We start from the raw sequence: 26534 nt of genomic DNA, 5'->3' as shown, positions 1-26534 counted from the left end.
GATCCGCTGCGGGGCGTCAATGCCGGATCATTCCTTGCCTTCGGCGAGGTCCCGAAGGATGGGGCAATCGGGCCGGTTGTCGCCCCGGCAGGCATGGACCAGATCGCTGAGCGTCCGGCGCATGGCCTGCAACTGCGCCAGCTTTTCGTCGATCCGGGTCAGGTGTTCCTCGGCCAGGCGTTTGACATCGGCGCTGGCGCGGGTTTCGTCCTCGTACATCGCCAAAAGCGCGCGGCAATCCTCGATCGAAAAGCCCAATTCGCGGGCGCGGGCCAGAAAGGTCAGCTTGTGCAGGTCGCTGTCGGAAAAGGCGCGATAGCCGTTTTCGGTGCGGTTCGGGCGGATCAGCCCGATATCCTCGTAATACCGGATCGTCTTGGTCGGCAGGCCCGAGCGCCGCGCGACATCGCCGATGTTCATGCCGGGGCCTCCTGCAAATCGCGGGTCCGTGCGCCGGGTTGATCCTGCATCGGGGACATGGCGCGCAGCCGCAGGGCGTTGCTGACCACAAAGACCGAAGACAGCGCCATGGCCCCCGCCGCCAGCATCGGCGACAGCAGCCAGCCGGTCAGCGGATAGAAAACCCCGGCGGCCACCGGGATCAACGCGACGTTGTAGCCAAAGGCCCAGAACAGGTTCTGGCGGATGTTGCGCATCACCGACTGGCTGGCCGTGACCGCGTTGACCGCGCCGGACAGCTCGCCGGAAACCAGCACCACGTCGGCGCTTTCGATGGCGACGTCGGTGCCGGTGCCGATGGCCAGGCCCACGTCAGCTTCGGCCAGGGCGGGGGCGTCGTTGATGCCATCGCCGCAAAAGGCCACGGGGCCAAAGCGGCCGCGCAGGTGTTTGACGGCCTCCAGCTTGCCCTCGGGCAGGACCTCGGCCTCGACATGGGTGATGCCCAGCTCGGCGGCGATGGCCTGCGCGGTGGCGCGGGTGTCGCCGGTGATCAGCGCGATTTCCAGCCCCCGGGCGCGCAGGGCATCCAGCGCCGCCCGCGCGCCGGGTTTGATGCGGTCGGCGACGGCAAAGCCCGCCGCGATCCTGCCGTCGATGGCCACCAGGGCAGGGGTCTGGCCCTTGGCCTGCATCGAGTCGAGAGCGGCGGCCAGCGGGGCCAGGTCGATGCCTTCGCGGATCATCAGGCGGGGGGCGCCGACCAGCACGATCTTTCCATCGACCACGGCGCGCAACCCGTGACCGGGGATCGCTTCGGTCTCGGTGGCTTGCATCAGCCCCGGCCCGGCGGCCCTTTCAAGCGCCCGCGCGATGGGGTGTTCAGAGCCTTGCTCGGCGCTGGCGGCCAGGGCCAGCACCTGTCCGGTGTCGAACCCAGGGGCCGCGACCGAGGCGGCCAGTTCGGGCCGCCCTTCGGTCAGGGTGCCGGTCTTGTCAAAGGCGATGACCTTGATTTCGTCCAGCCGCTGCAGGGCGTCGCCCTTGCGAAACAGCACGCCCATCTCGGCGGCGCGGCCGGTGCCGACCATGATCGAGGTCGGCGTCGCCAGCCCCATGGCGCAGGGGCAGGCAATGATCAGAACGCAGACCCCGGCGACCAAGGCAAAACTGAGACCGGGACCAAAGGCCAGCCACGCCAGCACCGTCAGCACGGCCAGGGCGATGACCGCCGGCACGAACCAGCGCACGACACGGTCGGCCAGTGCCTGTACCGGCAGGCGGGCGCCCTGCGCATCCTCGACCAGGGCGATGATCCGGGCCAGCATGGTGTCCGCGCCAACGGCGGTGGCCCGGAAGGTCAGCGCGCCGCTGCCGTTCACGGTGCCAGCGACCAGGCCCGCGCCAGCAAGCTTTTCCACCGGGACGGGTTCGCCGGTGATCATGCTTTCATCGACATAGGACCGTCCGGTCAGAACCGCGCCGTCCACCGCGATGCGTTCGCCGGGGCGCAGGTGCAGGATGTCGCCCGCGACGACCTGATCGACCGGCAGTTCGATCACGGCGCCATCGCGTTCAACCCGCGCGCTGTCGGGGCGCAGACCCACCAGGCGGCGGATCGCGGCGCCGGTGCGGCCCTTGGCGCGGGCTTCCAGAAAGCGGCCCAGCAGGATCAGGGTGACGATCACGGCGGCCGCTTCGAAATAGACGTCGCGGCTGGCTTGGGGCAGCAGGGTGGGGGCGAACAGGGCAACCGTCGAATAGCCCCAGGCCGCCAGCGTGCCCAGCGCCACAAGCGAATTCATGTCCGGGGCGCCCTTGGCCAGCAAGGGCAGGCCAATGCGGAAAAACCGCTGGCCGGGCCAAAGCAGCACAAGCGTGGTCAGGACGAATTGCATGGCCCACCAGGCGGTCTGGCCGATGGTGCCGTTGATCCAGTGGTGCAGGGCGGGGATCAGGTGCGATCCCATGACGCCCAGGAAAACCGGCAGGGTCAGGGCGGCGGCGATGGTCAGGTCACGCTTGAGGGTACGGGTTTCGGCGGCGCGCCGATCCTCGGTCTCGGCGCGGGCATGGTCGGCGACGGGGCTGGCAGGATAGCCCGCGGCGGTGACGATTTGCGCCAGTTGCGCGGGTTCGACCGCGCCGGCCATGGCGGTGATCTCGGCCGTTTCCGAGGCAAGGTTGACGCGCGCCTCCAGAACGCCCGGCACGGCGGTCAGGGCGCGTTCCACACGCCCCGCGCAGGACGCACAGCTCATGCCCTGGATGGTCAGCCGGTGATGCGATTGCGCCGCCGGATAGCCCGCCGTCTGCAGGGCGCTGCGCAGCGCGTCCGTTGCTGCGGTGCCTTCGACCTGCGCCATGCGGGTGGCAAGGTTGACGCGGGCGTCGGTGACACCGGGAACCGCAGCCAGGGCGCGTTCGGCCCGGCCGACGCATCCGGCGCAGCTCAGCTTGGTGACTTCGAAACGAAGGATTTCCCTGGCCATGGTGGCCCCCTGACAGTGACAGTCTTGCCCTTCAGATAGGGCTTCCAGTCACTGGAAGGTCAAGGGGCCCGCCTGCGGCAAATACGGTCAGGCGGTGACAAAGTCGTCGCGGGTATAGCCCTGCAGGTACAGCAGCGCGGTCAGATCGCCGTGGTTCACCCGGCAATCGCTTTGTTCCTGGACCATGGGTTTGGCGTGCAGGGCGACGCCCAGACCGGCGCGGCCCAGCATGCCCAGATCATTGGCGCCGTCGCCGACGGCGATCACGTCGGCCTCGGCGATGCCGATGCGGGCGCTGATCTGTTCCAGCGCCTCGATCTTGGCCTCTCGGCCAAGGATCGGACGCGCGACCGCGCCGGTCAGTGCGCCGTTTTCGATCAGCAGCGTGTTGGCACGGTTTTCGTCAAAGCCCAGCAGCCCCGAGACGCGCGTCGTAAAGGCCGTGAAGCCGCCCGAAACCAGCGCGGCATGGCCGCCGTTCGCCTTCATCGTGGCGATCAGCGTGCGGCCGCCGGGCATCAGGGTGATGCGGTCCTGAACGACCTTGTCGATGACGCTTTCGGGCAGGCCCTTGAGCAGGGCGACGCGTTCGGTCAGCGCACCTTCGAAATCCAGCTCGCCGTTCATGGCGCGGGCGGTGATGTCCTTGACGTGGGCGCCGACACCCGCCTCTTCGGCCAGCTCGTCGATGCATTCCTGCTGGATCATGGTGCTGTCCATATCGGCCAGAAGCATCTTTTTGCGGCGGTTTTCAGCGGGGATGATGTTCAGGTCAACTTGATCGGCGACCGAGGCGCGCACCTGCTCAAGGTTGCCGGGGATCTGTTCGACCGGGAATTCCGCCGCCTCGTCCGCGGACAGCCAGCTGGCCATGCCGCCCCCCCATGCGTTGCGCAGGTTGTCGACCAGGGCGGGATCAAGCGCGCCGGGTTTGGCGATAAGCGAGACGATGAACATGGGAAACCCTTTCGGCATGGATTGCGCCGGGCTTTTGCCATGGGCAGGCGCGGCGGTCTAGGCGAATTCCCCCTGGCAGAACCACCCCGAGGACATGGCCCCGCCATGCGCATAAAACAGCCACAGCCTTTCGCCCTTGTCGGTTTCCACCCGCCAGTAATCGCGCGGCCCGGACCGCCATTCGGGATCGTCCAGCCACCATTCCGGCGCGATGCGTTCGGGACCGGTGGCGCCCTTTGGTGCAAAGTCGCGGCCGCGCCAGCGAAAGCGCTTGGGCAGGGCGGGGGTGTCGGGGGCATGGACAGGTTCGGGGCGCCACAGCTGCAAGGGCCGGCGCACCGGATGGCGCGGCCAGTCCTGCGCCGGTTCCGACCAGGCGGCGGCCAGAACCAGCGCGCCCTTTTCGGGGATATGGCTGTTGCCGGGGTGGCGGCGGGTGATTTCGTCCATCCCGATGCGGGCGCCAAGGCGGCTCAGCAGGTCTTCGGTGGCGGTTTCCAGCCCCTTTTCCTGGCGGGCCTGGCCGCGGGCGGCGGCCTCGGCGTGGCCTGCCATGGTGCGGGCATGGATCGGTTCGTGCTGGATCGCCTCAAGCCGCAGCATGTCGATGCCGGGGCCTGCGTCGATTTCGTCGATCTTCATGCGCAGCAGCGGCATCAGGCGGGCCGGGTCATGGCTGGCCACGGCGGATTTCAGGGTAAGCCACTGCATGGTGTGATCGGCGCGATAGGCTTCGAGCCGCAGAACCCGCGCGCCGCGCCCCCTCTGTTTCAGCCGCTCGCAAAGGTGGCCGGTCAGCCGCGCCAGGGCCTCGGCGACATCGTCGGCCAGGCCGATGGGATCGGGCAGGGACAGCCGGGCGGAAAAGCGGTCGGGCGCGCGGGCCGGGCTGATCGGTTCCGGGGCGCTGCCGGTGGCCTTGTCCAACTGATCGACCAGGCCGCGCCCAAAGCGCCGGGCCAGACCGGCGCGGGGCTGGCCGATCAGATCCGCGATACGGCGCAACCCAAGCCGGTTGAGCTGGTTCTGGGTATGGGCGTCGATGCGCAGGGCGGCGACGGGCAACGGGGAAATCGCGCTCCAGCTTTGGCCGATGCCGGCGATGCATCCTTGCGGCAGGTCCTGGGCGGGGGCGCCGGGGGGCAGGCCGCCGCGTTCCCAATGCCGCCGCTTGCCCGCGCGGGATCTTGTGGCGCGTGCCTCCTGGTCGATGGCGTCGCCGTTGCGGTGGCTGGTGGCGTCCTGGCGGGTGAACCGCGCCAGCGCCCAGGCCGCGCCCAGGGTATCGGCCAGGCCCTGCCGGACGCTCAGCCCCAGGTCGGCGCAGTCCTGCGCCACTTGCTGCATCAAGGCGGGTTCGCCGCCAAACAGATGGGCGCAGCCGGTCAGGTCGATCACCAATGCGTCGGGCGGTTCGGGCGCGACCCAGGGGGAATAGCGCCCGGCCCAGCGGTGCAAGACGTTCAGAAACGCCAGGTCGCGGTGGGGGATCGCGCTGCGGGTGACCAGATCCGCGCAAAGCGCATGGGCATCGCGCAGGGGTTGGCCGCGGTAGATCCCCAGCTGCTGCGCCCGGTCGTTGAGCGATGTGATGACCTGCGCCTGCGCCTCTTCGCCGACCACGGCAAAGGGGATATCGGCCAACCAGGGTTCGGCCCGGATCAGGCGTTCGGCGCCAAGGCGCGGAAACCAGAGCGAAAGGATACGGCGGTGACGCATGAGAGAACCGGCAGTTTGTTCTCTTTTTGTTCTAGCGCCAGGCGGGGGGCGAGTCGAGTCCGCGAGGTGAATGGAATTTCAGGCTGAAATTCTGGTCACGCCCTAGGTCGTTTCCAGGCAGTGACGGCGAAAGGCGCGTTTGAGCATGTCCAGCTCGGCGCGCAGCAGTTCGACCTCGGCGCGGATGTCGTCGCCCAGAACCTCTCCGGCGATCAGGGTAAAGCTGTCCAGAACGGTTTCGGCATTGGCATCGAGAATCAGGAAGGTCTGCACGCCATCGCCCAGGGCATCCAGCGGCACGGGGATTTCTACCACCCAGCGCCCGGCTTGGCTGGTCTGCGACACGGTCACGCCGCGCACCGGCTGGTCGCGCAGGGTCACCGCGATTTCGGGGCTGCCGGCATCCTTGGCCTTGGTGGTCAAAAGACCCTCCCATACGCCTTCGCGAAAGCGGGTCTTGGTCAGTTCGAATTGGCTCATGACGGTATCCCTGTCACAGTTCGGCGCGTTTGCGGCGGCTGAAGGTCAGATCCCGCAGGATCACCTGGTTCATCTGCGGACCTTCAAAGATCAGGTCCAGCCACATGCGTTCGACGCGCTTTTCGTTCAGCTTGGTATAGGCCAGGTCGAATTCGACGCGAATGTCGTCCTGGTGCAAGGGCAGTTCGCGCACGATCTGTTCGGTGTTCGGCCCGTGCTTGATGTTCAGCCGTGCAAAGATTTCGAGCCGCTTTTCCATTTCGACGATCGTGTCGATCCGGATCAGGTGCTTGCGCGTCAGGCCGCGGCTGGCCTCTTCGGGCAGGTCGATGGCCAGCGACAGGTAAGAACCGTCAAACCGGAACACGTCCAGCCGCAGACCATAGGCGGCAAGGTCCGCCTCGCGCGTGTTGCGCAGCTGGCGCAGGGTCAGTTCCGACTGGGCGCAATCGTGGAACAGCGTCGCCTGCTTGCCCAGCATGCTTTTCGACTGGACCGAGGACATCCCCGGCGTCGGCAGCGGACCGCACCACAGCTCCGGCCGCCAGGCCCAATCGGCATCTTCGGGGCGCGGAAAGGCCTGGTTGCCGATCAGCGGCAGGGCAAGGCGGGCATCGGCCACATGGATCAGCTGGTCGACCTGCGCCTTCAGCTTGCGGGCGATGCTGCGCTGCTGGCGCAGTTCCGGCAAATCGGTGTCAGGGGCGGCCTTGGCCATCTGCGACCAGCGGCGCAGCGCGCCAAGCTGCACGGCGCGTGTCAGAAACCCCTGCTTTTCGCCTGCCATGTGGTGCCCCGTTTTCTTCCAGATACGTCCTGGGGCCTTGCTGACCCCTTTCGAGTATTATGGCAAATCCTTCCCATCGAATAAACGCCCAAACAGACCTTTGTTCGGTCCCGGCGCTGCGGTGCCCCTTGTGGTCCGGGCGGGAGCCGCCTGCAGGCTGAGCGTGGCGATCTGCGCCTTGACCCGGGCCAGCATCGTACCGCCCTGCTGCGCGGCAAAGGCGCTGTCCTTGGGGGCATAAAGCGCAAGGCCGACCAGGTGCCCGTTCTGCACGAAAGCGCCGCGCCAATGGCGTTGATCGCCGCCCTCCAGGATGGTGTCGCCGCCGCGATCCAGGTTGGCGGTGACGAACCCGGCCGAGGATTCGCCGCCCAACAGCGCCGCGCCGGTGGCCTGGGCCAGGGCTTCGGGGCTGGGCAGATCGTCGTTGGCGCCCTTGGGGCCGACCGTCACGGTGATCAGCATGGGTTCGGCCCAGGTGCCGACCGCGCCGCCCGACAGGATGCGGCACGAGGCGATCAGGGCAAAGCCGCGCCCGGGGCGCGACTGCACTGTCTTGGGGTCCAGGCAATAGCCTTCGGGGCCGGCAACCACCACATCGCCGCCGGCAAGGCGGGCCTTGGCCAGGGGCATGGGCATCCTGGGGCGCGTCTGCCCGGAGGCATCGGTTTCCCCGGGCTGTGCCAAAAGCCCCGCAAGCGGGCCTTTGGCCCGGGGCCCCTTGTCGGCATCGGGGTTTGAGGCGGGCACCGTATTCCCACAAGCGGCCAGCACAAACCCGGCAAACACAAGACTTGGAAAGATCGGTGCCCGCATCGGATTACAGATCCGCGTAGATGTGCTTTTCTGCAGAGGCGCCCGGATGGGTCACGGCGCCCTTGTAGGTTTCGCCGACCAACTGGGCATATTTCCACAGCGCGCCCGAGGCATAGATGGTTTCGCGCGGGCCTTTCCAGTTGGCCTTGCGCTCTTCCAGAACCTCGTCACTGAGGTCGACGGACAGCTCGCCGGTGATGGCGTTGATGGTGATCATGTCGCCATTTTCCAAAAGCGCGATGGGACCGCCCTGCGCCGCTTCGGGGCCGACGTGACCGACGCAGAACCCCCGGGTCGCCCCCGAGAAACGGCCATCGGTGATCAACGCCACCTTCTTGCCCATGCCCTGACCGGACAGCGCCGCGGTGGTCGCCAGCATTTCACGCATGCCGGGGCCGCCAGCGGGGCCTTCGTTGCGGATGACGATGACTTCGCCTTCCTTGTATTCACGCGCCTTGACGGCGGCAAAGGCGTCTTCTTCGCATTCGAACACGCGGGCCGGGCCGGTAAAGGTCTGGTGCTGGGTCGGGATGCCCGCGACCTTGACGATGGCGCCCTGCGGGGCAAGGTTGCCCTTCAGGCCGACGACGCCGCCGGTCTTGGTGATCGGGTTGTCGATCGGATAGATGACCTTGCCGTCGGCTTCGCGGGTGACGCGGTCAAGTTCCTCGCCGATGGTCCGGCCCGAGGCGGTGACGCAGTCTTCGTGGATCAGGCCGGCCTTGCGCAGCTCTTTCATGACGACGGGCACGCCGCCAACGTCGTACAGATCCTTGGCAACGTACTGGCCGCCGGGCTTGAGGTCGACGAAATAGGGGGTGTCCCTGAAGATGTCGCAGACGTCCTCGAGGTAGAATTCGATCCCGGCCTCGTGTGCGATGGCGGGCAGGTGCAGGCCGGCATTGGTCGAACCGCCGGTGCAGGCCACGACGCGCGCGGCGTTTTCCAGCGCCTGACGGGTCACGATATCACGGGCGCGGATGTTCTTTTCCAGCAGGTCCATGACCGCCTGGCCCGACGCTTCGCCGTACTGGTCGCGCGATTCATAGGGCGCGGGCATGCCGGACGAGTTGAACAGCGCAAGGCCGATCGCCTCGGAGACGCAGGCCATGGTGTTGGCGGTGAACTGGCCACCGCAGGCGCCCGCCGACGGGCAGGCGACGCGTTCCAGCATGTCCAGCGCGGCATCGGACATCTCGTGGTTCTGGTGGCGGCCGACGGCCTCGAACATGTCCTGAACGGTCAGGTCGCGGCTGCGGAAATCGGCGGGGATCTCTTCGACCTGGGGCGCCTTGCCCGGCAGGATCGAGCCACCATAGATGAATACGGACGGCACGTTCAGACGCACCATGGCCATCATCATGCCGGGCAGGGATTTGTCGCAACCGGCAAGGCCGACGATGGCGTCATAGCAATGGCCGCGCATGGTCAGTTCGACGGTATCGGCGATGGCTTCGCGCGAAGCCAGCGACGAGCGCATGCCTTCGTGGCCCATGGCGATGCCATCGGTGACAGTGATGGTGGTGAATTCACGCGGGGTGCCAAAGCCCTGCTTGACACCCATCTTCACGGCCTGTGCCTGGCGGTTCAGCGCGATGTTGCAGGGGGCGGCTTCGTTCCAGCAGGTGGCGACGCCGACCAGCGGCTGATGGATCTCGGCCTCGGTCATGCCCATGGCATAGTAATAGGACCGATGCGGCGCGCGCTCGGGGCCTTCGGTCACGTGGCGGCTGGGCAGTTTGGATTTGTCGAATGGACGCTTGAGCATGACGGCTCCTCCCGGGGAATGGATCTGGAATTTGGCATACCGAACGGTCGGCCGCTGTACAAGCGTTCTGGACAGTGCGGGCGGGGTACAACCCCGCCCTGCGACGGCTTTGCGCCCGCAGGGGGCACCGCAAGGCAGTTCCCCGCTGCCTAGCCCGATCCGATCAGCGCCCCGGCGGCAAAGACCAGCGCCCCGCCGACCACCACCTGGAAGGCGGCGCGCAGGAAGGGCGTTTCCATGTATTTGTTCTGGATCCAGGCGATGGCCCAGAGTTCCACGAAGACGACGACCATGGCGATGATCGTCGCGGTCCAGAAATGCGGGATCAGGTAGGGCATGGCGTGCCCCAACCCGCCGACCGCGGTCATGACGCCTGCCGCGATGCCGCGCTTGATTGGCGATCCGCGCCCCGAAAGCTGCCCGTCGTCCGACGCCGCCTCGGTGAAGCCCATGGAAATCCCCGCCCCGATCGAGGCCGCCAGGCCCACAAGGAAGGTCGTCCAGGTGTCCTGCGTCGCAAAGGCCACCGCAAAGATCGGCGCCAGCGTCGAGACCGAGCCATCCATCAACCCCGCCAGTCCCGGCTGGACCCAGGTCAGGATGAACTGGCGGTGCGCCGTGGCGCCTTCGCGTTCGCGGCTGTCGTCGTCCAGGTGTTCGCGTTCCAGCCGTTCCGCCGAATACTGGTGCCCGGCTTCGGCCGCCGCCAGATCACCCAACAGCTTGCGCGTCGCAGCGTCCGAACTGCGCTTGGCCGCCTCGAGGTAAAAGCGTTCGGCATCCTGCTCCATGGCCGAGGCCTCTTCGCGGATGCGCTCCAACGGCAGGTTCTGCGTCAGCCAGACGGGGCGGCGGGCGTAATACCCGGCCACGTGTTCGCGTCGAATCAGCGGGATCACCTCGCCAAAGCGTTTGCGGTGCATGCTGATCAGGGCCTGCCGGTGGGTGTCCTCTTCTTCGGCCATGCCGTCGAACACTTTGGCGGTATCGGGGAAATCCGCGCGCAGCATCTGGGCGTAGGAACGATAGATCCGGGCGTCGTCCTCCTCTGAGGAGATCGCCAGTGCCAGCACCTCTTGTTCGGAAAGGTCCTTGAAGTGACGGCGTTGGGTGAAAAAGCGCATGATCGTCCCTCGATTAGAATAGTTCTAATTTAAAGGGCCGCGCCAAAGGTTCAAGCATCAAAATGTGAACCGATCAGTTTAGAATCATCTTGAATTCTGTACCGATTGGTTTAGTTAGGTGAACAGATTAGTTCAGTTGGAGTGAAAAGAAATGAAATCCCTCGCCTTGGCCCTTGCCCTTTCCATCGGCGCCTCTGCCGCGATCGCAGGCGTTCCGACCATGACCCTGCCGGACCTGACCTTTCCGCCCGCGCAGCCGGATGTGTCCACGCAGGGTTGCCTGCCGACCCAAGGGGGCGTATCGCCCTGCAAATGACGGGCCGCGCTTGCCGGAACTGAACCGTCTGGTTTATGATGCCGGCATGGAAAACCACAATGACAACTGAGGCCGTGGTCCGCAAAGGGCGGAAATACGATCAGGTCCTTGAAGGCGCGCGCGACATCTTTTTGCGCGACGGTTTCGAAGGGGCCAGCGTCGATGACATCGCCCGTGCGGCCGGGGTCTCGAAGGCCACGCTATACAGCTATTTCCCGGACAAACGGCTGTTGTTCATGGAAGTGGCGACAGACCAATGCACCCGCCAGGCCGAAGAGGCCCTGGGCACGATGGACTTTTCCAAACCGCCGCGCACCGTCCTGAAAGAGGCCGCGCGGCGGTTCCTGTCCTTCATCTATTCCGACATGGGGCAGCGCATCTTTCGGATCTGCGTGGCGGAATCCGACCGGTTCCCCGAACTGGGCCGCCAGTTCTATCAAAGTGGCCCGCAAACCGTGCACCGCGCGCTGGTCGCCTATCTGGCGCAGGCCCAGGCACGGGGCGAAGTGTCGATCGACGATCTGAACCTTGCCGCCGACCAATTCGCCGAGCTGTGCAAGGCCGACCTGTGGCCCAAGCTGATCTTTGGCATCCAGGTCCAGTTCGATCAGGCCGATGTCGACCGGATTGTGGATGGCGCAATCGACACCTTCATGGCACGTTACGAAACGTGACAAAGCCCCCTTTCGGGGCGCAAGGCCAGGAAGGACGCAGATGGACATCAAATCGGAAAACAGGTGCTTTGGCGGTGTGCAGGGGGTGTATTCCCATGCCTCTGGCGCGACCGGGTGCGACATGACCTTTGGCCTGTTCCTGCCCGAGGACGCGCGCCACATCAAGGTGCCGGTGCTGTGGTTCCTGTCCGGTCTGACCTGCACGCATGAAAACGCCATGACCAAGGCCGCCGCCCAGGGCTGGGCCGCCGAGGCCGGTGTGGCGCTGGTGTTTCCCGACACCTCGCCGCGCGGCGAGGGCGTCGCCAATGACGATGCCTATGATCTGGGGCAGGGCGCCGGTTTCTACGTCAACGCCACGCAAGACCCCTGGGCGCCGCATTTCCGTATGTGGGATTACATCGCCGATGAATTGCCCGCGCTGCTGGGCGACGAATTCGCCATCGACCTGGACCGTCAGGCGATCACCGGCCATTCCATGGGCGGGCATGGCGCGCTGACGCTGGCGATGAACCTGCCGGACCGGTTCGCCAGCGTTTCGGCCTTTGCGCCCATCGCGCATCCGACGCAAAGCGACTGGGGCCGCAAGCAGTTCGGCGCTTACCTTGGCCCCGACGAAAGCACCTGGGCGCGCCATGATGCGACCCTGCTGATGCGGGACCGGGGCTTTGACGGGCCGGTGCTGATCGACCAGGGCAGCGACGACAATTTCCTGGACTTGCTGAAACCCGAGGCCCTGTCGCAGGCCATGGCGGCGCGTCGTCAGGAAGGGACGTTCCGCATCCAGAAGGGCTATGATCACAGCTATTTCTTCATCTCGACCTTCATCGAGGATCACATCGCCTTTCATGCCGAGGCACTGCACGCGTGACGACCCTGTTCATCGACGCCGACGCCTGCCCCGTCAAACAAGAGGCCGAGCGTGTGGCCACCCGCCACAAGATCTCCATGAAGCTGGTCAGCAACGGCGGGCTGCGGCCCCCGGCCAATCCGCTGGTCGAAACCGTGATCGTGCCCGAAGGACCGGACGTGGCGGACATGTGGATCGCCGACCGCGCGAAAACCGGCGATGTGGTGGTGACCTCTGACATGCCGTTGGCGGCGAAATGCGTGGCCTCGGGGGCGCAGGTGCTGCGCCACGACGGGTCAATCCTGGACGAACGCAACATTGGCCAGCAACTGGCGATGCGCGATCTGATGGTTGACCTGCGGTCTGCCGATCCGTTCCGGCAGGGCGGCGGAAAGGGGTTCACCAAGGCCGATCGCAGCCGGTTTCTGGATGCGCTCGAACGCTGCCTGCGCAAGGCAAAAGGGGCCGCGACATGACGATCAAGGCGGTGGTTTTCGACATCGGCAACGTGCTGATCGAATGGCAGCCCGAACGCTATTACGACGCGGTGATCGGCAAGGACCGCCGCACCCGGATGTTCAACGAGGTCGATCTGCACGGCATGAACGACCTCGTGGACACCGGGCATGACTTTCGCCAGACGATTTACGACTGGGCCGAAAAATACCCGCAGTGGCGCGATGAAATCCGCATGTGGCACGACCACTGGCTGGACCTTGCCAAACCGGCGATCCCGCATTCCGTGCGCCTGCTGCGGGCCTTGCGGGCCAAGGGCATACCGGTCTTTGCGCTGACCAACTTTGGCATCGGCACCTGGCAGATCGCCACGCCGGTCTATGACTTCCTGAACGAATTCGACCGCCCTTATGTTTCGGGGCAGATGGGTGTGATCAAGCCTTCGCCGCGCATCTACCAGATGGTCGAAGAGGACAGCGGCATCGCCCCCGGGGCGCTTTTGTTCACCGACGACCGGGCCGAAAACATCGCCGCCGCCCGGGCGCGCGGTTGGCAGGGGCATGTCTTTGATGGCCCGCAGGGCTGGGCCGATTGCCTTGTCGCCCACGGATTGCTGACCCAAGCCGAGGCCGCATGAGCAACGCCTCGGTCATCGCGACGCTTGCCGGTTTGGGCGCGCTGTCGGTGCCCATGCTTCGCGAAGGTCTTCGCAAACCGATGAACGCCCGCGCCCGCGAGGCCGCGCCGGGGCAATTCGCACAGCTGTCGCAGGGGATCACCCACTACCAATGGCTTGGCGCAGCAGAGGGCCCGGTTGCGGTCTGCGTGCATGGGCTGACGACCCCGTCCTTTGTCTGGCGCACCCTGGCTGAGGATCTTGGCGCCATGGGCTTTCGCGTGCTGGTCTATGATCTGTTCGGGCGCGGGTTTTCGGACCGGCCGCGCGGCCCGCAGGGCGCGGCGTTCTTCACGCAGCAGCTGGATGACCTGCTGCGCCACGAAGGCGTTCGGCAGGACATCACCCTGATCGGCTATTCCATGGGCGGAGCCATCGCCACCAGTTTCGCGGCCGAGCATGGCCACCGGTTGCGCCGCCTGATCCTGCTGGCGCCGGCGGGCATGGGCCACGATCTTGGCAGGCTGGCCGCCTGGGCCGTGGATTGGCCGGTGATCGGGGACTGGGCCTTTCACCTGGGGTTTCCGCGCAGCCTGCTGGACGGGATCCGCGCAGACGCGGCCCGCCACCCCGAGGCCGCAGTCCTGCAACCGCTGCTGGAGGCCGAGCTGACCTATCGCGGTTATTCCCGCTCGGTTCTGGCCTCGCTGCGCGGGATATTGCGGGCCACTCAACCCGATGAACACCGCCATATCGCGCGGCAGGCCCTGCCGGTCACGGCGATCTGGGGCCGCGATGATACGGTGATCCCGATCCGCGCCATGGCGCAGCTGACGCAATGGAACCGCGACGCCCGCAACGAGGTGATCAAAGGCGCTGGCCACGGGTTGCCCTATACCCACAAGGATCACGTGATCCAGGCGATCCGGGACACCTGGGTCGGACCGGTGGTCTGACCGCTATTGCGCGGGCAGCGGCATGCGGGGTGCGTTTTCCCGCACCGGCAGATGCACCAGCGCGCTCAAGGCGCCGACCCCGACGCCGATCCACCACACCAGCGTGTAGTCGCCATAGACGTCGTACAGCCGTCCGCCCAGCCAGACCCCCAGGAAACCGCCCAGCTGGTGGCTGAAAAAGACGATGCCATACAGCGTGCCCATGTAGCGCAAACCGTAAAGATGCGCGATCAGCCCGCTGGTCAGCGGCACGGTCGCCAGCCACAGGGCACCCATCACCGCCGAAAACACCAGAACCGAGGTCGGGGTCATCGGCAGGGCGATGAACAGGGCGGCGGCAATGGTGCGCGCCGCATAGATCCCCGCCAGCAGGAATTTCTTGGAAAAGCGGTTGCCCAGCCACCCGGCCGTCAAGGTGCCGGCGATGTTGAACAGCCCGATCAGGGAAATCGACACCGCCCCCAGCGCCGAGGTCGTGGTGATCCCCAGCCCGTGCAGAATGCCGCCAGCGGCGATCGGGCCGCACATTTCGGTGACAAAGGCGGGGAAATGCGCGGTGATGAAGGCCAGCTGATAGCCGCAGCTGAAAAAACCAAGAAAGATCAGCCCAAAGGACGGGTCCCGCGCCGCCCGGCCCAGGATCTGCCCCATGCTTTCCTGCAGTTCGATCTTTGATGCGGCGGGCGCGCGCATCAGCGGCAACATCAGCAGGGCGCCAAGGATCAGCGCTGCAAAGACCAGGAATACCGATTGCCAGGGCATCATGGTCAGCAGATATTCTGCCAGCGGAGCGCCGACGACCTGCCCGCCGCTGCCCGCGGCCGTGGTGATGGCAAGGCTCATCGACCGGTTTTCGGCGCTGGAGGCGCGGCCCACGACCGCCAGGATCACCCCGAACCCGGTGCCCGCGATGCCAAAGCCGACAAGGGTTTCGGACAGCTGCATGGCTTCGGGGGTGATGGCGCGGCTCGACAGGACCAGGCCCGCGGCATAGACCAAGGCGCCCAGGATGATGGCTTTGCGGTCGCCCACCTTTTCCGCCATGGCCCCAAACAGCGGCTGCCCGATCCCCCAGGCCAGGTTCTGGATCGCGATGGCCAGGCTGAATTCGCTGCGCAGCCAGCCGAATTCCTCGGCGATCGGAATCTGGAACACGCCGAAACTGGCGCGGATCGCAAAGGACACCAGGATGATCAGGCACCCGACGATCAGGACCGGGGTGAACAGGGGCGCGCGCGTCTGCATGGTGGAACTCCTTCAGAGGAACATGCTTTAAAGAACCGGCGCCATTGGTCAAATCAGAAAACCTTGCCTGAAGGATCAGCAAAACTGATGTGCATTGCCCCACTACACAAATCCTGCCGGGCAGGCTAAGGCCCTTGCCATGAAAAGCGTTCAGGAAACCTATGACGCCCGCGTTCTAGAGGGCCGCATCAAGGAAGATGACGCACAGCGTGCGGCCCTGCCGCAGCTGGAGCGTGTGCGCGCGGAATTGGCCGTGCCTGTCAAGAAGGGGCTGTTCCGCAAGGCGCCGAAACCGCCAGAGGGATTGTACCTGTGGGGCGGTGTCGGGCGCGGCAAATCCATGCTGATGGATCTGTTTGTCGATACCTTGACCGTGCCCGCGCGCCGCGTGCATTTCCACGCCTTCATGCAAGAGGTGCAGGCCCAGATCCACCAGCTGCGCAAAGAGGGCGTCGAGGATCCGATCAAGCCGGTCGCCAAGGCGGTCAGCGATGCGGTGCGGGTGCTGGCCTTTGACGAAATGCAGATCACTGACATCGCCGATGCGATGATCGTCGGGCGGCTGTTCCAGCACATGATGGACGCGGGCACGGTGATCGTGACCACGTCGAACCGGGTGCCGGACGATCTGTACCGGGACGGGCTGAACCGGCAGTTGTTCCTGCCCTTCATCGAATTGCTCAAGCAGCGGATGGCGGTGCACGAACTCGCCTCGGACCGTGACCACCGGCAGGATCGTCTGTCGGGCGAACAGGTCTATTTCACGCCGGCCAACGCCGAGTCGCGCCAGAAGATCGACCTGCTGTGGGATGAACTCAGCCACGGCTTCGAGGAAAAATTCACCCTGCGCGTCAAGGGGCGCGATGTGGTGCTGGACCGCTATCACAACGGCATGGCCCGCGCGGCGTTCTTTGATCTGTGCGGTCAGGCGCTGGGCCCGGCGGATTACCTGGCGCTGGCCGAGGCAGTGCGCGTGCTGGTCCTGGAAAACATCCCGCGCCTGTCGCGGCAGAACTTCAACGAGGCCAAGCGCTTTGTCACGCTGATCGACGCGCTGTACGAGGCCCGCGTGCGGCTGATCGCCAGCGCCGCGGCACAGCCGGAAATGCTGTATGTCGAAGGCGCGGGCAGTTTCGAATTCGAACGCACCGCCAGCCGTCTGCGCGAAATGCAGGCCGCCGACTGGGGCCAGTCCTGAAGAAAAAAGAGGATCCCGAAGGATCCTCTGAGACTGCTCGCTGCTCTTGGTCTTGCTGCCTGATCAGTTTGTTTTCGGAATTTTCAGTGTCATGCCGGCACGCAGGTCCGCCGGGCTGGCCAGTTGATCGGGGTTGGCCTCGATGATCTGCATGTAGGCCACCGTGGTGCCGTAAAAGCGGAAGGAAATCCCCGGCAGGCTGTCGCCCTGCTGAACGGTATAGGTTTGTCCGGCGGGCTTGGGCTGGGCCACCGCCGCGGCGGGCTGGACGGGGTCGGCAAGGGCAACACGCTGCGGTGCATCGGCCTTGGGCGCGGGGGGCTGCAGCTCTTTCATGATGCCATAGCTTATGGCGCGCAGGGCATCGATCGCGTCGACGTCGCCTGTGGCGGGCGCTGCGGCAAGCGCGGCGGGGGCCGGTGTCGGGGCTGCCTGGCGGACCGGCTCGGGCTGAACCTGGACCTGAACCGCCGCGGGGGCCGGGGCGACGGGCGCCTGTTGCGGCTGCGCCATTGCCGGTGTCAGGCTGAGAAGGACGGGCTGGGACCGGCTGACTTCGTTGAAATCGACGGCGGGTTCATCCAGCGGCGCAAGGCCAACCCACAATAGCCCGGCCGTGATCGCCAGAAAGCCGGTGCTCAGAACGATCAAACGCATCATCAGCGGATCGCCCGACCAGGTACAACTGTGTCGTGACGCGGCAAGGCGTTGGTCGATGTCATGATCTGTCCCCCGTGGTGCGCCTGGTTCTGGCAGGGTCGGCGCGCTCTACCACAGGTTATAAGCGAATCGGCGCAAACCAGTCAACATCTTGTAGGGGTGTCAAGCCCTAGAGATAACTTCTTCAATCAAACGCAAGACTTAGTGGTCAGTTTGCGGGCAGGATCAAGGTCTGACCGGCCTTCAGATCGTCCGGTCGGGTCAGCAGACCCTGATTTGCGGCAAACAGGGGGCCGGTCATGTTGACGTCGCCATAGATCGTTTCGGCGATCGAAACCAGGCTGTCGCCGGGCTGCACGACATAGACATCCGGCATGGCAGGGGCAGTGGCGGCCACCTGTGCAGGGCCTTCGTTCAGCGACCGGCGCACGATGGTGTGCAGCAGGCTGCCGGGCTGACCGGGGGCCTTTTCACGCCCGGTGGCGTGGTTCAGGTTGGACAGCGTTTCCCAGGTCATCTTGCGCAGCGACTGGTCGTCCAGATCAGCGGCAGGCAGGCTGGCGGTCACGCGCGGGGCGGGGCGCGGCGCGCTGGGCTCCGGCGTCGGGGCCAGCAGGACGGCCTGCGGGATCTCGACCAGGTCAGGGGCGGCGGTCGGTTCGGCCTCGGGCAGGGCGGGTTCCGCCCGGGTCACCGGTTCCGGAAGGGCGACATCGCGCGCACCCCGGTTCGCACCGGGCTGAAAGACCACCAGGCCAATGGTGATGGCGACAAAGCCGACTGCGAAAAGAACCATTCTGATCATGAAAACACCCTTTGCCTCATTGCCCTGACGCGGTGCTCAGGCCCGCTGTCGTCCAGGCCTGCAGGCCGCCTCGGTAATACTTGAGCTTGCTGGCCGGATACCCGGCATCCAGCAGGTCGCGCACGGCGGTGGCCGCGCCCGGCGCATCCGGGCCGCCGGCGAAAATCACCAGATCGTAGGCGCCGGAAAAATCGCCCGCCGAAACGCCAAGCGCGTTCAGCAGATCGTCGCGGTACTGGTTGTCCGGACGCAAGGTCGCGGCAGGAACATTGACCGCGCCGGGGATCGTTTCGGCGGCATAGACATCGGGCAGGCGGGTATCGAGCAAAAGCCCCTGCCCGGACGAGACAAAGAGATCGAGGAAATCCATCAACTCCAACTCGCCGATGGTGGCCACGCCGGTTGCCGCCTGCATCGGTTGCAGGCAACTGGGCGGACAGGCCGGGCCATTGCGTTCGATACTGACCGACGCGCCGTTGAGGGTGAATCGAAAGCTGTCGCGGTCCTCCGAAATCCGGGTGTTTTGCGCGCACACAGGCGCGGCCACTGCAATGGCGGCGACTGCGGTCAGGCAAAGACCTTTGAACATCTGCTCGTCCTCTGGCGGCCAAAAAAGGCCTGCACTTGTTATTGTTTCAGCAAAATATAGGGCAGAGGACGCGAATCAGTCAATATGCTGAGGGGTGACGCAAGGGGTTTTGTCAGGCCAAGTCCCGTATTTGTCAGCCATTTTCCCGAAGAACATGCCCGGCAAGGTAAAGCGAGCCGCAAATCAGCACCCGCGCATCGGGGCAATCGGCCACGATTTCCGACAGTGCAGCGGCCAGGGACGGCGCGCTTTTTGCCTGGTGGCCGCTTTCGCGGGCCAGCAGGGCGGTCTGTTCGGCGGGCAGGGTGTTGGCCTCGCCGGGGATGGAAACGGCGGTCAGGCTTTGGGTCTGCGTCGCCAGCGGCCGCAGGAAACCGCGCGCATCCTTGGTGTTCAGCATGCCGCAGATCAGATGCGTCGGACGCTTTGGCAGGCGGGCCAGATGCGCGGCCAGGGCCTCTCCGGCGGCGGGGTTGTGACCGCCGTCCAGCCACACTTCGGTGCGCGGGGCGATGTCGAACAGCGGTCCGGTTTTCAGGCGCTGCATGCGCGCGGGCCAATAGGCGCGGGTCACGGCGCCCTCATAGGCGGCCTCGCCCGCGTTCAGGTGGCGCAGCACGGCCAGCGCGGCCCCGGCGTTCTGGTATTGGTGCGCCCCGGGCAGATTGGGCAGCGGCAGATCCAGCAGTCCGGTTTCGTCCTGGAACACCAGGCGGCCCTGATCTTCGCCGACGTGCCAGTGCTGGCCATGCGCCAGCAAGGGGGCGCCCAGTTGCGCCGCGCGGGTCTCGATCACCTCGAGCGCGTCGTCCGCCTGGGGGCCGACCACGCAGGGCACGCCGCGCTTGATGATCCCGGCCTTTTCGCCCGCGATCTTGGCCAGGGTGTCGCCCAGGTATTGTTCGTGGTCCATCGAAACCGGGGTCAGCACCGTCACCGCCGGTTTTTCGATCACGTTGGTGGCGTCCAACCGCCCGCCCAGACCGACCTCGAGCAGGGTGTAATCCGCCGGCGTGCGCGCCATGGCCAGAATGGCGGCGCAGGTGGTGATTTCGAAATAGGTGATCGTTCCGCCCTGGTTGGCGGCGTAGCATTCATCCAGAACCGCGCTCAGCGCGTCTTCGGCGATCAAATCGCCGGCCAGGCGGATGCGTTCGTGAAACCGCGCCAAGTGGGGGCTGGTATAGGCGTGGACCTTGTGGCCCGCCGCCTCGAGCCCGGCGCGGATCATCGCCTGCGTGCTGCCCTTGCCGTTGGTTCCGGCCAGGTGCACGACCGGGGGCAGGTCGTTCTGCGGATTGCCAAGCGCATCAAGCAGGCGCCAGACCCGGTCCAGCGTCAGGTCGATGATCTTGGGGTGCAGCGCCATCATCCGTTCAAGGATGACGTCCGAGCCTTTGGTGGTCATTTCGCGGGCTTCTCGGCACTCTTTTCGGCGGGCTTGGCCAGCTCGTCGGGGCCGGGGGCAGGCAGGTCGCCCCAGGTGGCGGGCGGCATCTGCATCAGCATGCGGATGATCACGATCAGCTCGTCACGCATCTGGCGGCGGTCGGTCACGCGGTCCAGCATCCCGTGTTCCAGCAGGTATTCGGCGCGCTGGAACCCTTCGGGCAGCTTTTCGCGGATCGTCTGTTCGATGACGCGCGGCCCGGCAAAGCAGATCAGCGCATTGGGTTCGGCGATCTGGATATCCCCCAGCATCGCATAGGATGCCGTGACCCCGCCGGTGGTGGGGTGGGTCAGAACGACGATATAGGGCAGGCCCGCCTCTTTGAGCATCTGCACGGCGACCGTGGTGCGCGGCATCTGCATCAGGGACAGGATGCCCTCTTGCATGCGGGCGCCGCCAGCGGCGGAAAACAGGATCAGCGGGCGGCCAAGGCGCACGGCCTCGGTTGCGGCGGCGATGATGGCGTTGCCGACGTACATCCCCATCGACCCGCCCATGAAGGAAAAGTCCTGCGCGGCGGTCACAACCGGGGTGTTGCCGATTTCGCCGGTGGCGACCAGCATCGCCTCTTTTTCGCCGGTGGATTTCTGTGCGGCCTTCATCCGGTCGGGATAGCGTTTCTGATCGCGGAAATGCAGCGGATCGGCCATTGGCTCGGGCACCGCGATCTCGGTGAACACGCCGCCATCATAAAGCGACAGGAACCGGTCGCGCGGGGTGATGTGCATGTGATGGCCGCAATTGGTGCAGACATTCAGGTTGTCGCTGATTTCGCGGTGGAACAGCATGGTTCCGCAGCCGTCACATTTCGACCAGAGGTTTTCCGGCACTTCGCGGCGCGAGAAGATCGAATTGATGCGCGGGCGAACGTAGTTTGTGATCCAGTTCATATGCAGCCTGTTCCCGGTTGGTTGCAGCGTGACTTAAGCCCGCTTGCGAGGAAATGCAATCATTCGGACGGCCGCCTTGTCAGCCTTGTCAGCCTTGTCAGCCTTGTCAGCGGCGCAGGGCTAGCCGCGCGGCTAGCCAGCTGACGCCGATCACCGCCAGGTCAATCGGCAGCAACGCCCCCAGCGCCCCGGCGTCCTCGGGGCCGAAGGGCAGGTGGTACAGCGCCAGCCCGGACATGTCCCCCTGCATCGACACCAGCGCCATGGCGGAAAAGTTGTTCACAAGATGCAGCGCGATGGCCGGCCCCAGGGTGCCGCTGCGTGCCGTAAGGTCGGCGGCCGCCAGCCCGAAGGCAAAGGCCCACAGGACAACATAGATGGCGTTGTCCCCGTACATCTGCGGCGCATAGTGCAGGCTGGCGAACAGGGCGGATGGCAGGACAAGCCAGACGCCCGGCCTTTGAAAACGCGCCGCCAGTTGCGATTGAAGATAGCCGCGAAACAGCAGCTCTTCGGACCCGGTCTGGATCAGCAGCGCGATCAGCGTCAGGGGCAAAAGCCGCAGCCAGTCGCCCAGCGGCAGATTGGGCGTGGTGCCCTCGATCAGGCCCCAGGGCGGCAGGGCATACAGCGCCAGCGTCAGGGCCGCCATCGCCACCAGCACCCGCCGGAAATCACCCCAAAAGGCCCGCCGCGGACCAAAAAGTGTGGCTGCAGGCCTTTGGTGGACCAGTTCGGCCGCGACCATGGTGCCAATCCCCATCGCCCCCATCAAGAACAGCAAAACCAACAGACCCGAAGGCGTCGTGGCAGTCTGGATGCTGGAATAGACGTCGAAATAGGTCTGCTCTGACGCGACGACCTGCAAGATCGCGAAAAAGGCGCGGCTGAGTGCATACATGACGATGGCGATCAGCATCAGGCCCAGCATCAGGCGCCAGATTTCAGGTTTGCGGCGCGCATGCAGCACAAGGCGTTCGTGGGGGGCATAGCCATTCATGGCGCCATGATCCGGCCTGACCTGACGCCTGTCAATCGCGGCTGCGGGCGAATTGCCCATTGGTGGTTTGGCCCGCATTGACGCGGCTCCGGCAGCGTGCCACCAAACCACATGATCGAAGTCTTCCTCAAAACCCTGCCCTTCTTTGCCTTGATCGGGTTGGGCTATGGCGCCGCCAAGTCGCGCTTTTTCCCCGAGGAAGCCTCGGCGCACCTGACGAAGTTCGTGTTCTACTTTGCCCTTTCGGCGATGTTGCTGAAATTTTCAGCGAACCTCAGCTTTTCCGAGATTTTCGACCCACGGCTGGCGGCGGCCTACCTGTGGGGGACGGCCTTTACCTATGGCATTGCCATCGGGGTCGCCTTTTGGCGCGGGCTCGACACCGCCACCGCCGCGATCGAGGCGCAATGCGCCGCCATCGGCAACACCGGTTTCCTGGGGGTTCCGATGCTGGCGGTGCTGTTGGGGCAAGAGGCCATCGGGCCGATCATCTTGATCCTGTCGATCGACCTGATCGTGTTTTCGACGCTGCTGACCATCCTTGTCACCGGCACGCGCGGCGATGTCCGCGGCGCGCGCGTGTTCAAGACCGTCGCGCTGGGCCTGCTGAAAAACCCGATGATCGTGTCGATTGCCCTGGGTCTGGGCATTTCGGCCAGCAGCCTGCCGGTCCCCGAGGTGGTGAATTCCTTTTTGTCGACATTGGGCGCGGCGGCCACGCCCGGCGCGTTGTTCGCCATCGGCGCCTCGCTGGCGTCAAAATCGGCCGAGCGGGTCCAGATCGCGGCCTGGCTTTCCTTTGGCAAGCTGATCCTTCACCCGCTGTTCGTCGCCGCGGGGGCCTATCTGTTCTTTCCGGTCGATGCCTACAAGGCGGCCGTCGCGGTTTCGGCGGCGGCACTGCCGGTGGCGGGCAACGTGTTCATCCTGGCGCAGCACTATGGCGTGGCACCCCAGCGCGTCTCGGCCTCGATCCTGGTGTCGACGGCGGCAAGCATTCTGACTGTCAGCTTCGTGATCGCGCTGGTGACCCGCTCGTTCTAGTCGACCCGCCGCACCATCAGCTGGTTGCCGGTGCTTTGCTTGGTCTCAAAGATCTTCATTTCGCGCACCAGATCCGACAGCTTGCGCTTGCCATAGCTGCGGGTGTCGAAATCGGGGTTTGAGGTGGTCAGGAACTGGCCGACATCGCCCAGGCGATACCATTCGTCGTCCTGTTCGATCGCGTCCATCGCCTTGAAGATCATGTCGCGCACTTCGTTCAGGTCGCGCTTGGCCTTGGGTTTGACGCCTTCGGCCTTTTCGGGCGCGCCATCAAGGTTTTCAAGATAGATAAAGCGTTTGCAGGCCTTGCGGAAGGCGTCCGGGGTTTTCTGCATGCCCATGCCATAGACATCCAGCCCCTGTTCGCGGATGCGGCTGGCCAGGCGGGTGAAATCGCTGTCCGAGGAGACCAGGACAAAGCCGTCGAAGCGCCCCGAATGCATCAGGTCCATCGCGTCGATCACCAGGGCGATGTCGCTGGCGTTCTTGCCCACCGTGTTGGCCGGCTGGTGGTGTGGCACCAGTCCGAATTCGGCCTGTACCTTGGACCAGCCCGCCATCTGCTGGCTGGAAAAATCGCCATAGCAGCGCCGCACGCTGGCCTCGCCCAGCCCGGCGATCTCGTCAAAGATCGCCTTGGTGTATTTGGGTGACGTGTTGTCCGCGTCGATCAGCACGGCAAGAAGTTTGTTATCGGCCATTCGGACCCTCGTTGTTCAAAGTCCCATAGTAACAGTCTTTCGCCCGGGTGTCAGGAAAACCGGACTAGGGAAACAGGCCCACCCGGCTTACCGTAACGGCAAGGGGAATGGGGGACTGCACGATGGATTTTAAGGAAACGCAGCCGATTGAAACCGGATTTGCCCCGGTTTTCGCCAGCAAGATCGCGCCGCATATGGGCGGGCTCGAAGATCAACGAAAGACGCTTCAGGGCAAAGGCGCCCGAATGTTCAAGATCGCGCTTGGCCTTGGCGCCGTTTTGGGGGGCGGAGTGATCGCCTATACCGGCGCGTCAGCGGGCGGAATTCTTGGCGGTATCGCGGTGTTTGTCCTTTTCTTGATTGGCGGTGCGATCGCCCGGGGCAGCCAGTCGGCCCGGTACACCGGCGCGCTGTCCGATCTGGTCATGCCTGTGGTCTGCGATTTCCTGGGCGACACGCAATACGATCCGCGCCCCGGCCAGATGTTCCAGCCCGAGGCGCTAAGCACCATGGGCCTTGTCGACCTGCACGATCAGGGGAATTACGAGGACCGCATCAGTGGCACCTACCGCGGGCTTGGCTTCGAGCTGGCCGAAACCCGGCTGACGCAGGAGGTGAAGGAAGCGCAGGGCAAGACCTCAACCAAAGAGGTGTTTGACGGGTTGCTGATCCGCATCGGGCTGCCCATGCATGCGACAACGGATATCCTGGTGACGCGCAACATGGGGCAGGTCGGCGGCGCGGTTCTGGGGTTTCTTGCGGGGGATACCGGACGCGGCATGCCAGAGGTCGATACCGGCCATCCCCCCTTTGACGCTGCCTATGCCCTGCACGCCAAGGACCCGCAGGCCGCCCTGACGCTGATGAAACCGCCGCTTCTGCAGGCGCTGATGGATGTCGGGGCACAGGAATCCGAAACCGGCGCCGAAGGCTTTCGCGCAGCCTTCGAAGGCAGCAACCTGTGGCTGGCGCTGCCCCGCTCGGCGCGGTTCATGGAGTTCGGCTCCATCGACGCCGAGGCCGGGGCCGTCGCAGAGGAACTGCACGGGGTCTTTGCCGACATGGCACTGATCCGCAGGGTGATCGACCGGCTTCTGGACGACTAGGCTCAGACCAGGCTGCGGTACATCACCAAGGCATCGACATAGCCCTGAACCGGGTGGTTGAAGGCCCCCGGCAGGCGGCCGATCACCTCGAACCCGGCGCGTTGCCAGGTGTCGATGGCGCGGGTGTTGGTGCTGACCACGAAATTGTACTGCATGGCGCGAAACCCGAATTCCGGCGCGACCTTCAGCGAATGGGCCAGCATCTCGCGCGCGATGCCCTTGCCGCGCGCTGCGGCGGCGGTGACATAACCGCAGTTGCATACGTGTGATCCGCCGCCCTTTTGATTGCGCACCATGTAATAGGTGCCCAGCACCGTGCCGCCGTCCTCGGCGACAAAGACCCGCCGCTCGGGCCCGAACCAATAGGCCAATGCCTCGTCCTGCGGGATGTCCGCGTCGATGGCATAGGTGTCACCGCCACGAAACACCGGTTCCAGCATGGCCCAGACGGCAGGTTTGTCGACGTCGGTGGCGGGGCGAATGGTAATGCTCATGTCTGGCCTTCGGTCTCGATGCGGATCACGGCGCCGCAGTGTTTGCAATGCACCGCATCTGCATCATGCAGCACCAACCCGCAAGTCTGACAAGGCTGGCGCACCTTGTTGGGCCGGAACAACACCTGCACCAGCCGCAAGAACAGCGTCACGCCAAAGATCATCACCAGCACGGAAATCATCCGCCCCGTGGTTCCCGGCAGGGTGATATCGCCAAAGCCTGTGGTCGTCAGCGCCGTCACGGTGAAATACAGCGCATCGGCATAGTTCTGGATCTGCGGGTTCAGCGGGTACTGGGTGGCATAGATGATGCCGGTCATCACGAAGATGAAGACAAACAGGTTCAGAACGGCGGTGATGACATCGTGGTTGCGCTCGAAATAGGGGAAATCCTGCTTGAGCCGCTTCGTCAGCTGATAGGTGTGCAGCAGGCGCAGGGTCCGCAAGACCCGCAAAAAGCCAAGCCCCTCACCCGCCAGCGGTGCGAGAAAGGAAATCACGGCGATCAGGTCGGCAATCGTGGTCGGCCGGGACAGCAATCGCCAGCGGCTGCCGGATATCCAGATGCGCGCGGCGAAATCGGCCAGGATGAATACGCCAAAGACCATGTCGATCGTCTCGACCACCGGTCCGTGATGGGAAAACGAGGTCGCGATGACGAACAGGATCGTGACAATGTCAAAGACCAGCAGGGCATAGCGAAACCGGTGCGCTTCGGCGCTGTCGCCTGCGTAAAGCTCGCGAATCCGGTTTTTCATCGCGCTGTCCCCTGCCTTCTTCTTGGCGAAAATACTCAAAAACAAACCGCGCCGCCAGCGCGCCGCCGCCGGATGCTCCGAAAGGCTGGGAAGGGCGGCGCTATGCCCCGCGCGCGTTTCCCAGGATTGTCTTGCCGTCGCCTGCAACTTGCCGAAATCGCGGGCGATGCAAAGGCAGGCAAGG

The 26534-nt window shown here is 65.1% G+C and carries 28 protein-coding genes; 9 read left to right on the top strand and 19 right to left on the bottom strand.

The window, feature by feature from the left end:
* Positions 1 to 27 precede the first annotated feature (27 nt).
* The 9 genes from cueR to mbfA all read right to left on the bottom strand — a co-directional run bounded on the left by cueR (position 28) and on the right by mbfA (position 10542).
* On the bottom strand, positions 28 to 420 hold the full coding sequence (gene cueR / locus QF118_RS01345) for a Cu(I)-responsive transcriptional regulator (RefSeq protein ID WP_282300840.1): 393 nt from the start codon (positions 418 to 420) through the stop codon (positions 28 to 30).
* The gene (locus QF118_RS01340) at positions 417 to 2891 is read right to left on the bottom strand and encodes a heavy metal translocating P-type ATPase (RefSeq protein ID WP_282300839.1); all 2475 of its coding nucleotides are present in this window, start codon (positions 2889 to 2891) and stop codon (positions 417 to 419) included. The genes cueR and QF118_RS01340 overlap by 4 nt, the downstream gene beginning before the upstream one ends.
* An 87-nt stretch (positions 2892 to 2978) precedes the next feature.
* Positions 2979 to 3848: a phosphoserine phosphatase SerB gene (gene serB / locus QF118_RS01335; RefSeq protein ID WP_282302386.1), complete on the bottom strand. Its 870-nt coding sequence runs from the start codon at positions 3846 to 3848 to the stop codon at positions 2979 to 2981.
* A 57-nt stretch (positions 3849 to 3905) separates the two neighbouring features.
* Positions 3906 to 5567, bottom strand: a complete 1662-nt coding sequence (locus QF118_RS01330) for a Y-family DNA polymerase (protein ID WP_282300838.1) — start codon at positions 5565 to 5567, stop codon at positions 3906 to 3908.
* A 102-nt stretch (positions 5568 to 5669) separates the two neighbouring features.
* Positions 5670 to 6047, bottom strand: a complete 378-nt coding sequence (locus QF118_RS01325; RefSeq protein ID WP_282300837.1) for a hypothetical protein — start codon at positions 6045 to 6047, stop codon at positions 5670 to 5672.
* A 13-nt stretch (positions 6048 to 6060) separates the two neighbouring features.
* The gene (locus tag QF118_RS01320; protein WP_282300836.1) at positions 6061 to 6834 is read right to left on the bottom strand and encodes a DUF6478 family protein; all 774 of its coding nucleotides are present in this window, start codon (positions 6832 to 6834) and stop codon (positions 6061 to 6063) included.
* 57 nt (positions 6835 to 6891) lie between these two features.
* Entirely contained in the window at positions 6892 to 7584 is a 693-nt protein-coding gene (locus tag QF118_RS01315) for a dihydroxy-acid dehydratase (RefSeq protein ID WP_282300835.1), read from the bottom strand.
* Between the two features lie 70 nt (positions 7585 to 7654).
* On the bottom strand, positions 7655 to 9418 hold the full coding sequence (gene ilvD / locus QF118_RS01310) for a dihydroxy-acid dehydratase (protein WP_282300834.1): 1764 nt from the start codon (positions 9416 to 9418) through the stop codon (positions 7655 to 7657).
* A 149-nt stretch (positions 9419 to 9567) separates the two neighbouring features.
* Complete coding sequence (mbfA, locus tag QF118_RS01305) at positions 9568 to 10542, bottom strand: iron exporter MbfA (protein ID WP_282300833.1); 975 nt, start codon at positions 10540 to 10542, stop codon at positions 9568 to 9570.
* Positions 10543 to 10693: 151 nt separating this feature from the next.
* Between mbfA and QF118_RS01300 the strand changes: the two genes are divergently transcribed.
* Genes QF118_RS01300 through QF118_RS01275 form a run of 6 tightly spaced genes read left to right on the top strand, consistent with a single transcriptional unit; the run spans position 10694 to position 14410 of the window.
* Entirely contained in the window at positions 10694 to 10858 is a 165-nt protein-coding gene (locus QF118_RS01300) for a hypothetical protein (RefSeq protein WP_282300832.1), read from the top strand.
* A 59-nt stretch (positions 10859 to 10917) separates the two neighbouring features.
* Positions 10918 to 11532, top strand: coding sequence for a TetR/AcrR family transcriptional regulator (locus tag QF118_RS01295; RefSeq protein ID WP_282300831.1), 615 nt, complete (start codon positions 10918 to 10920; stop codon positions 11530 to 11532).
* Between the two features lie 40 nt (positions 11533 to 11572).
* The gene (gene fghA / locus QF118_RS01290) at positions 11573 to 12403 is read left to right on the top strand and encodes an S-formylglutathione hydrolase (protein WP_282300830.1); all 831 of its coding nucleotides are present in this window, start codon (positions 11573 to 11575) and stop codon (positions 12401 to 12403) included.
* Positions 12400 to 12858, top strand: coding sequence for a YaiI/YqxD family protein (locus QF118_RS01285; protein ID WP_282300829.1), 459 nt, complete (start codon positions 12400 to 12402; stop codon positions 12856 to 12858). Before fghA ends, QF118_RS01285 begins: the two co-directional genes overlap by 4 nt.
* Positions 12855 to 13475, top strand: a complete 621-nt coding sequence (locus tag QF118_RS01280) for an HAD family hydrolase (protein ID WP_282300828.1) — start codon at positions 12855 to 12857, stop codon at positions 13473 to 13475. Before QF118_RS01285 ends, QF118_RS01280 begins: the two co-directional genes overlap by 4 nt.
* Positions 13472 to 14410 carry an alpha/beta fold hydrolase gene (locus QF118_RS01275; RefSeq protein WP_282300827.1) on the top strand — a complete coding sequence of 313 codons (939 nt, stop codon included), beginning with the start codon at positions 13472 to 13474 and terminating at the stop codon, positions 14408 to 14410. The genes QF118_RS01280 and QF118_RS01275 overlap by 4 nt, the downstream gene beginning before the upstream one ends.
* A 3-nt stretch (positions 14411 to 14413) precedes the next feature.
* On the opposite strand, the gene QF118_RS01270 is transcribed toward QF118_RS01275, so the two are convergent.
* Positions 14414 to 15655, bottom strand: a complete 1242-nt coding sequence (locus QF118_RS01270) for an MFS transporter (protein ID WP_282300826.1) — start codon at positions 15653 to 15655, stop codon at positions 14414 to 14416.
* Between the two features lie 139 nt (positions 15656 to 15794).
* Here QF118_RS01270 and zapE point away from each other — a divergent pair, with 139 nt between their 5' ends.
* On the top strand, positions 15795 to 16853 hold the full coding sequence (gene zapE, locus QF118_RS01265) for a cell division protein ZapE (RefSeq protein WP_282300825.1): 1059 nt from the start codon (positions 15795 to 15797) through the stop codon (positions 16851 to 16853).
* A 63-nt stretch (positions 16854 to 16916) separates the two neighbouring features.
* Here the strand turns inward: zapE and QF118_RS01260 are convergent, their stop codons facing one another.
* The 6 genes from QF118_RS01260 to QF118_RS01235 all read right to left on the bottom strand — a co-directional run bounded on the left by QF118_RS01260 (position 16917) and on the right by QF118_RS01235 (position 22247).
* Positions 16917 to 17513 carry a LysM peptidoglycan-binding domain-containing protein gene (locus QF118_RS01260; protein WP_282300824.1) on the bottom strand — a complete coding sequence of 199 codons (597 nt, stop codon included), beginning with the start codon at positions 17511 to 17513 and terminating at the stop codon, positions 16917 to 16919.
* 208 nt (positions 17514 to 17721) lie between these two features.
* The gene (locus tag QF118_RS01255; protein WP_282300823.1) at positions 17722 to 18309 is read right to left on the bottom strand and encodes a LysM peptidoglycan-binding domain-containing protein; all 588 of its coding nucleotides are present in this window, start codon (positions 18307 to 18309) and stop codon (positions 17722 to 17724) included.
* A gap of 25 nt (positions 18310 to 18334) precedes the next feature.
* Positions 18335 to 18907 (bottom strand): rhodanese-like domain-containing protein, encoded by a 573-nt coding sequence (locus QF118_RS01250; protein WP_282300822.1) that lies wholly within the window; start codon positions 18905 to 18907, stop codon positions 18335 to 18337.
* Between the two features lie 133 nt (positions 18908 to 19040).
* A complete protein-coding gene (locus QF118_RS01245) occupies positions 19041 to 20315 on the bottom strand; it encodes a bifunctional folylpolyglutamate synthase/dihydrofolate synthase (protein ID WP_282300821.1) in 1275 nt (424 codons plus the stop codon).
* Positions 20312 to 21247, bottom strand: a complete 936-nt coding sequence (accD, locus tag QF118_RS01240) for an acetyl-CoA carboxylase, carboxyltransferase subunit beta (RefSeq protein ID WP_282300820.1) — start codon at positions 21245 to 21247, stop codon at positions 20312 to 20314. Before accD ends, QF118_RS01245 begins: the two co-directional genes overlap by 4 nt.
* Positions 21248 to 21353: 106 nt before the next feature.
* On the bottom strand, positions 21354 to 22247 hold the full coding sequence (locus tag QF118_RS01235) for a CPBP family intramembrane glutamic endopeptidase (protein WP_282300819.1): 894 nt from the start codon (positions 22245 to 22247) through the stop codon (positions 21354 to 21356).
* Positions 22248 to 22358: 111 nt separating this feature from the next.
* Here QF118_RS01235 and QF118_RS01230 point away from each other — a divergent pair, with 111 nt between their 5' ends.
* The gene (locus QF118_RS01230; RefSeq protein WP_282300818.1) at positions 22359 to 23291 is read left to right on the top strand and encodes an AEC family transporter; all 933 of its coding nucleotides are present in this window, start codon (positions 22359 to 22361) and stop codon (positions 23289 to 23291) included.
* Here QF118_RS01230 and QF118_RS01225 read toward each other — a convergent pair.
* Positions 23288 to 23992 (bottom strand): NYN domain-containing protein, encoded by a 705-nt coding sequence (locus tag QF118_RS01225; RefSeq protein WP_282300817.1) that lies wholly within the window; start codon positions 23990 to 23992, stop codon positions 23288 to 23290. The two genes, QF118_RS01230 and QF118_RS01225, sit on opposite strands and share 4 nt — an antisense overlap.
* Positions 23993 to 24114: 122 nt before the next feature.
* On the opposite strand from QF118_RS01225, the gene QF118_RS01220 reads away from it, so the two are divergent.
* Positions 24115 to 25098 carry a DUF3137 domain-containing protein gene (locus QF118_RS01220; protein ID WP_282300816.1) on the top strand — a complete coding sequence of 328 codons (984 nt, stop codon included), beginning with the start codon at positions 24115 to 24117 and terminating at the stop codon, positions 25096 to 25098.
* Positions 25099 to 25100: 2 nt separating this feature from the next.
* Here QF118_RS01220 and QF118_RS01215 read toward each other — a convergent pair whose 3' ends face one another.
* A complete protein-coding gene (locus tag QF118_RS01215; protein ID WP_282300815.1) occupies positions 25101 to 25592 on the bottom strand; it encodes a GNAT family N-acetyltransferase in 492 nt (163 codons plus the stop codon).
* Positions 25589 to 26350, bottom strand: a complete 762-nt coding sequence (locus tag QF118_RS01210) for a potassium channel family protein (RefSeq protein WP_282300814.1) — start codon at positions 26348 to 26350, stop codon at positions 25589 to 25591. Before QF118_RS01210 ends, QF118_RS01215 begins: the two co-directional genes overlap by 4 nt.
* Between the last annotated feature and the right edge of the window lie 184 nt (positions 26351 to 26534).

The sequence above is a fragment of the Tropicibacter oceani genome (assembly GCF_029958925.1).
Lineage (GTDB): Bacteria > Pseudomonadota > Alphaproteobacteria > Rhodobacterales > Rhodobacteraceae > Pacificoceanicola > Pacificoceanicola oceani.
The sequence above is the reverse complement of the archived record's forward strand: the minus strand, read 5'-3'. Positions and strand labels throughout refer to the sequence as shown.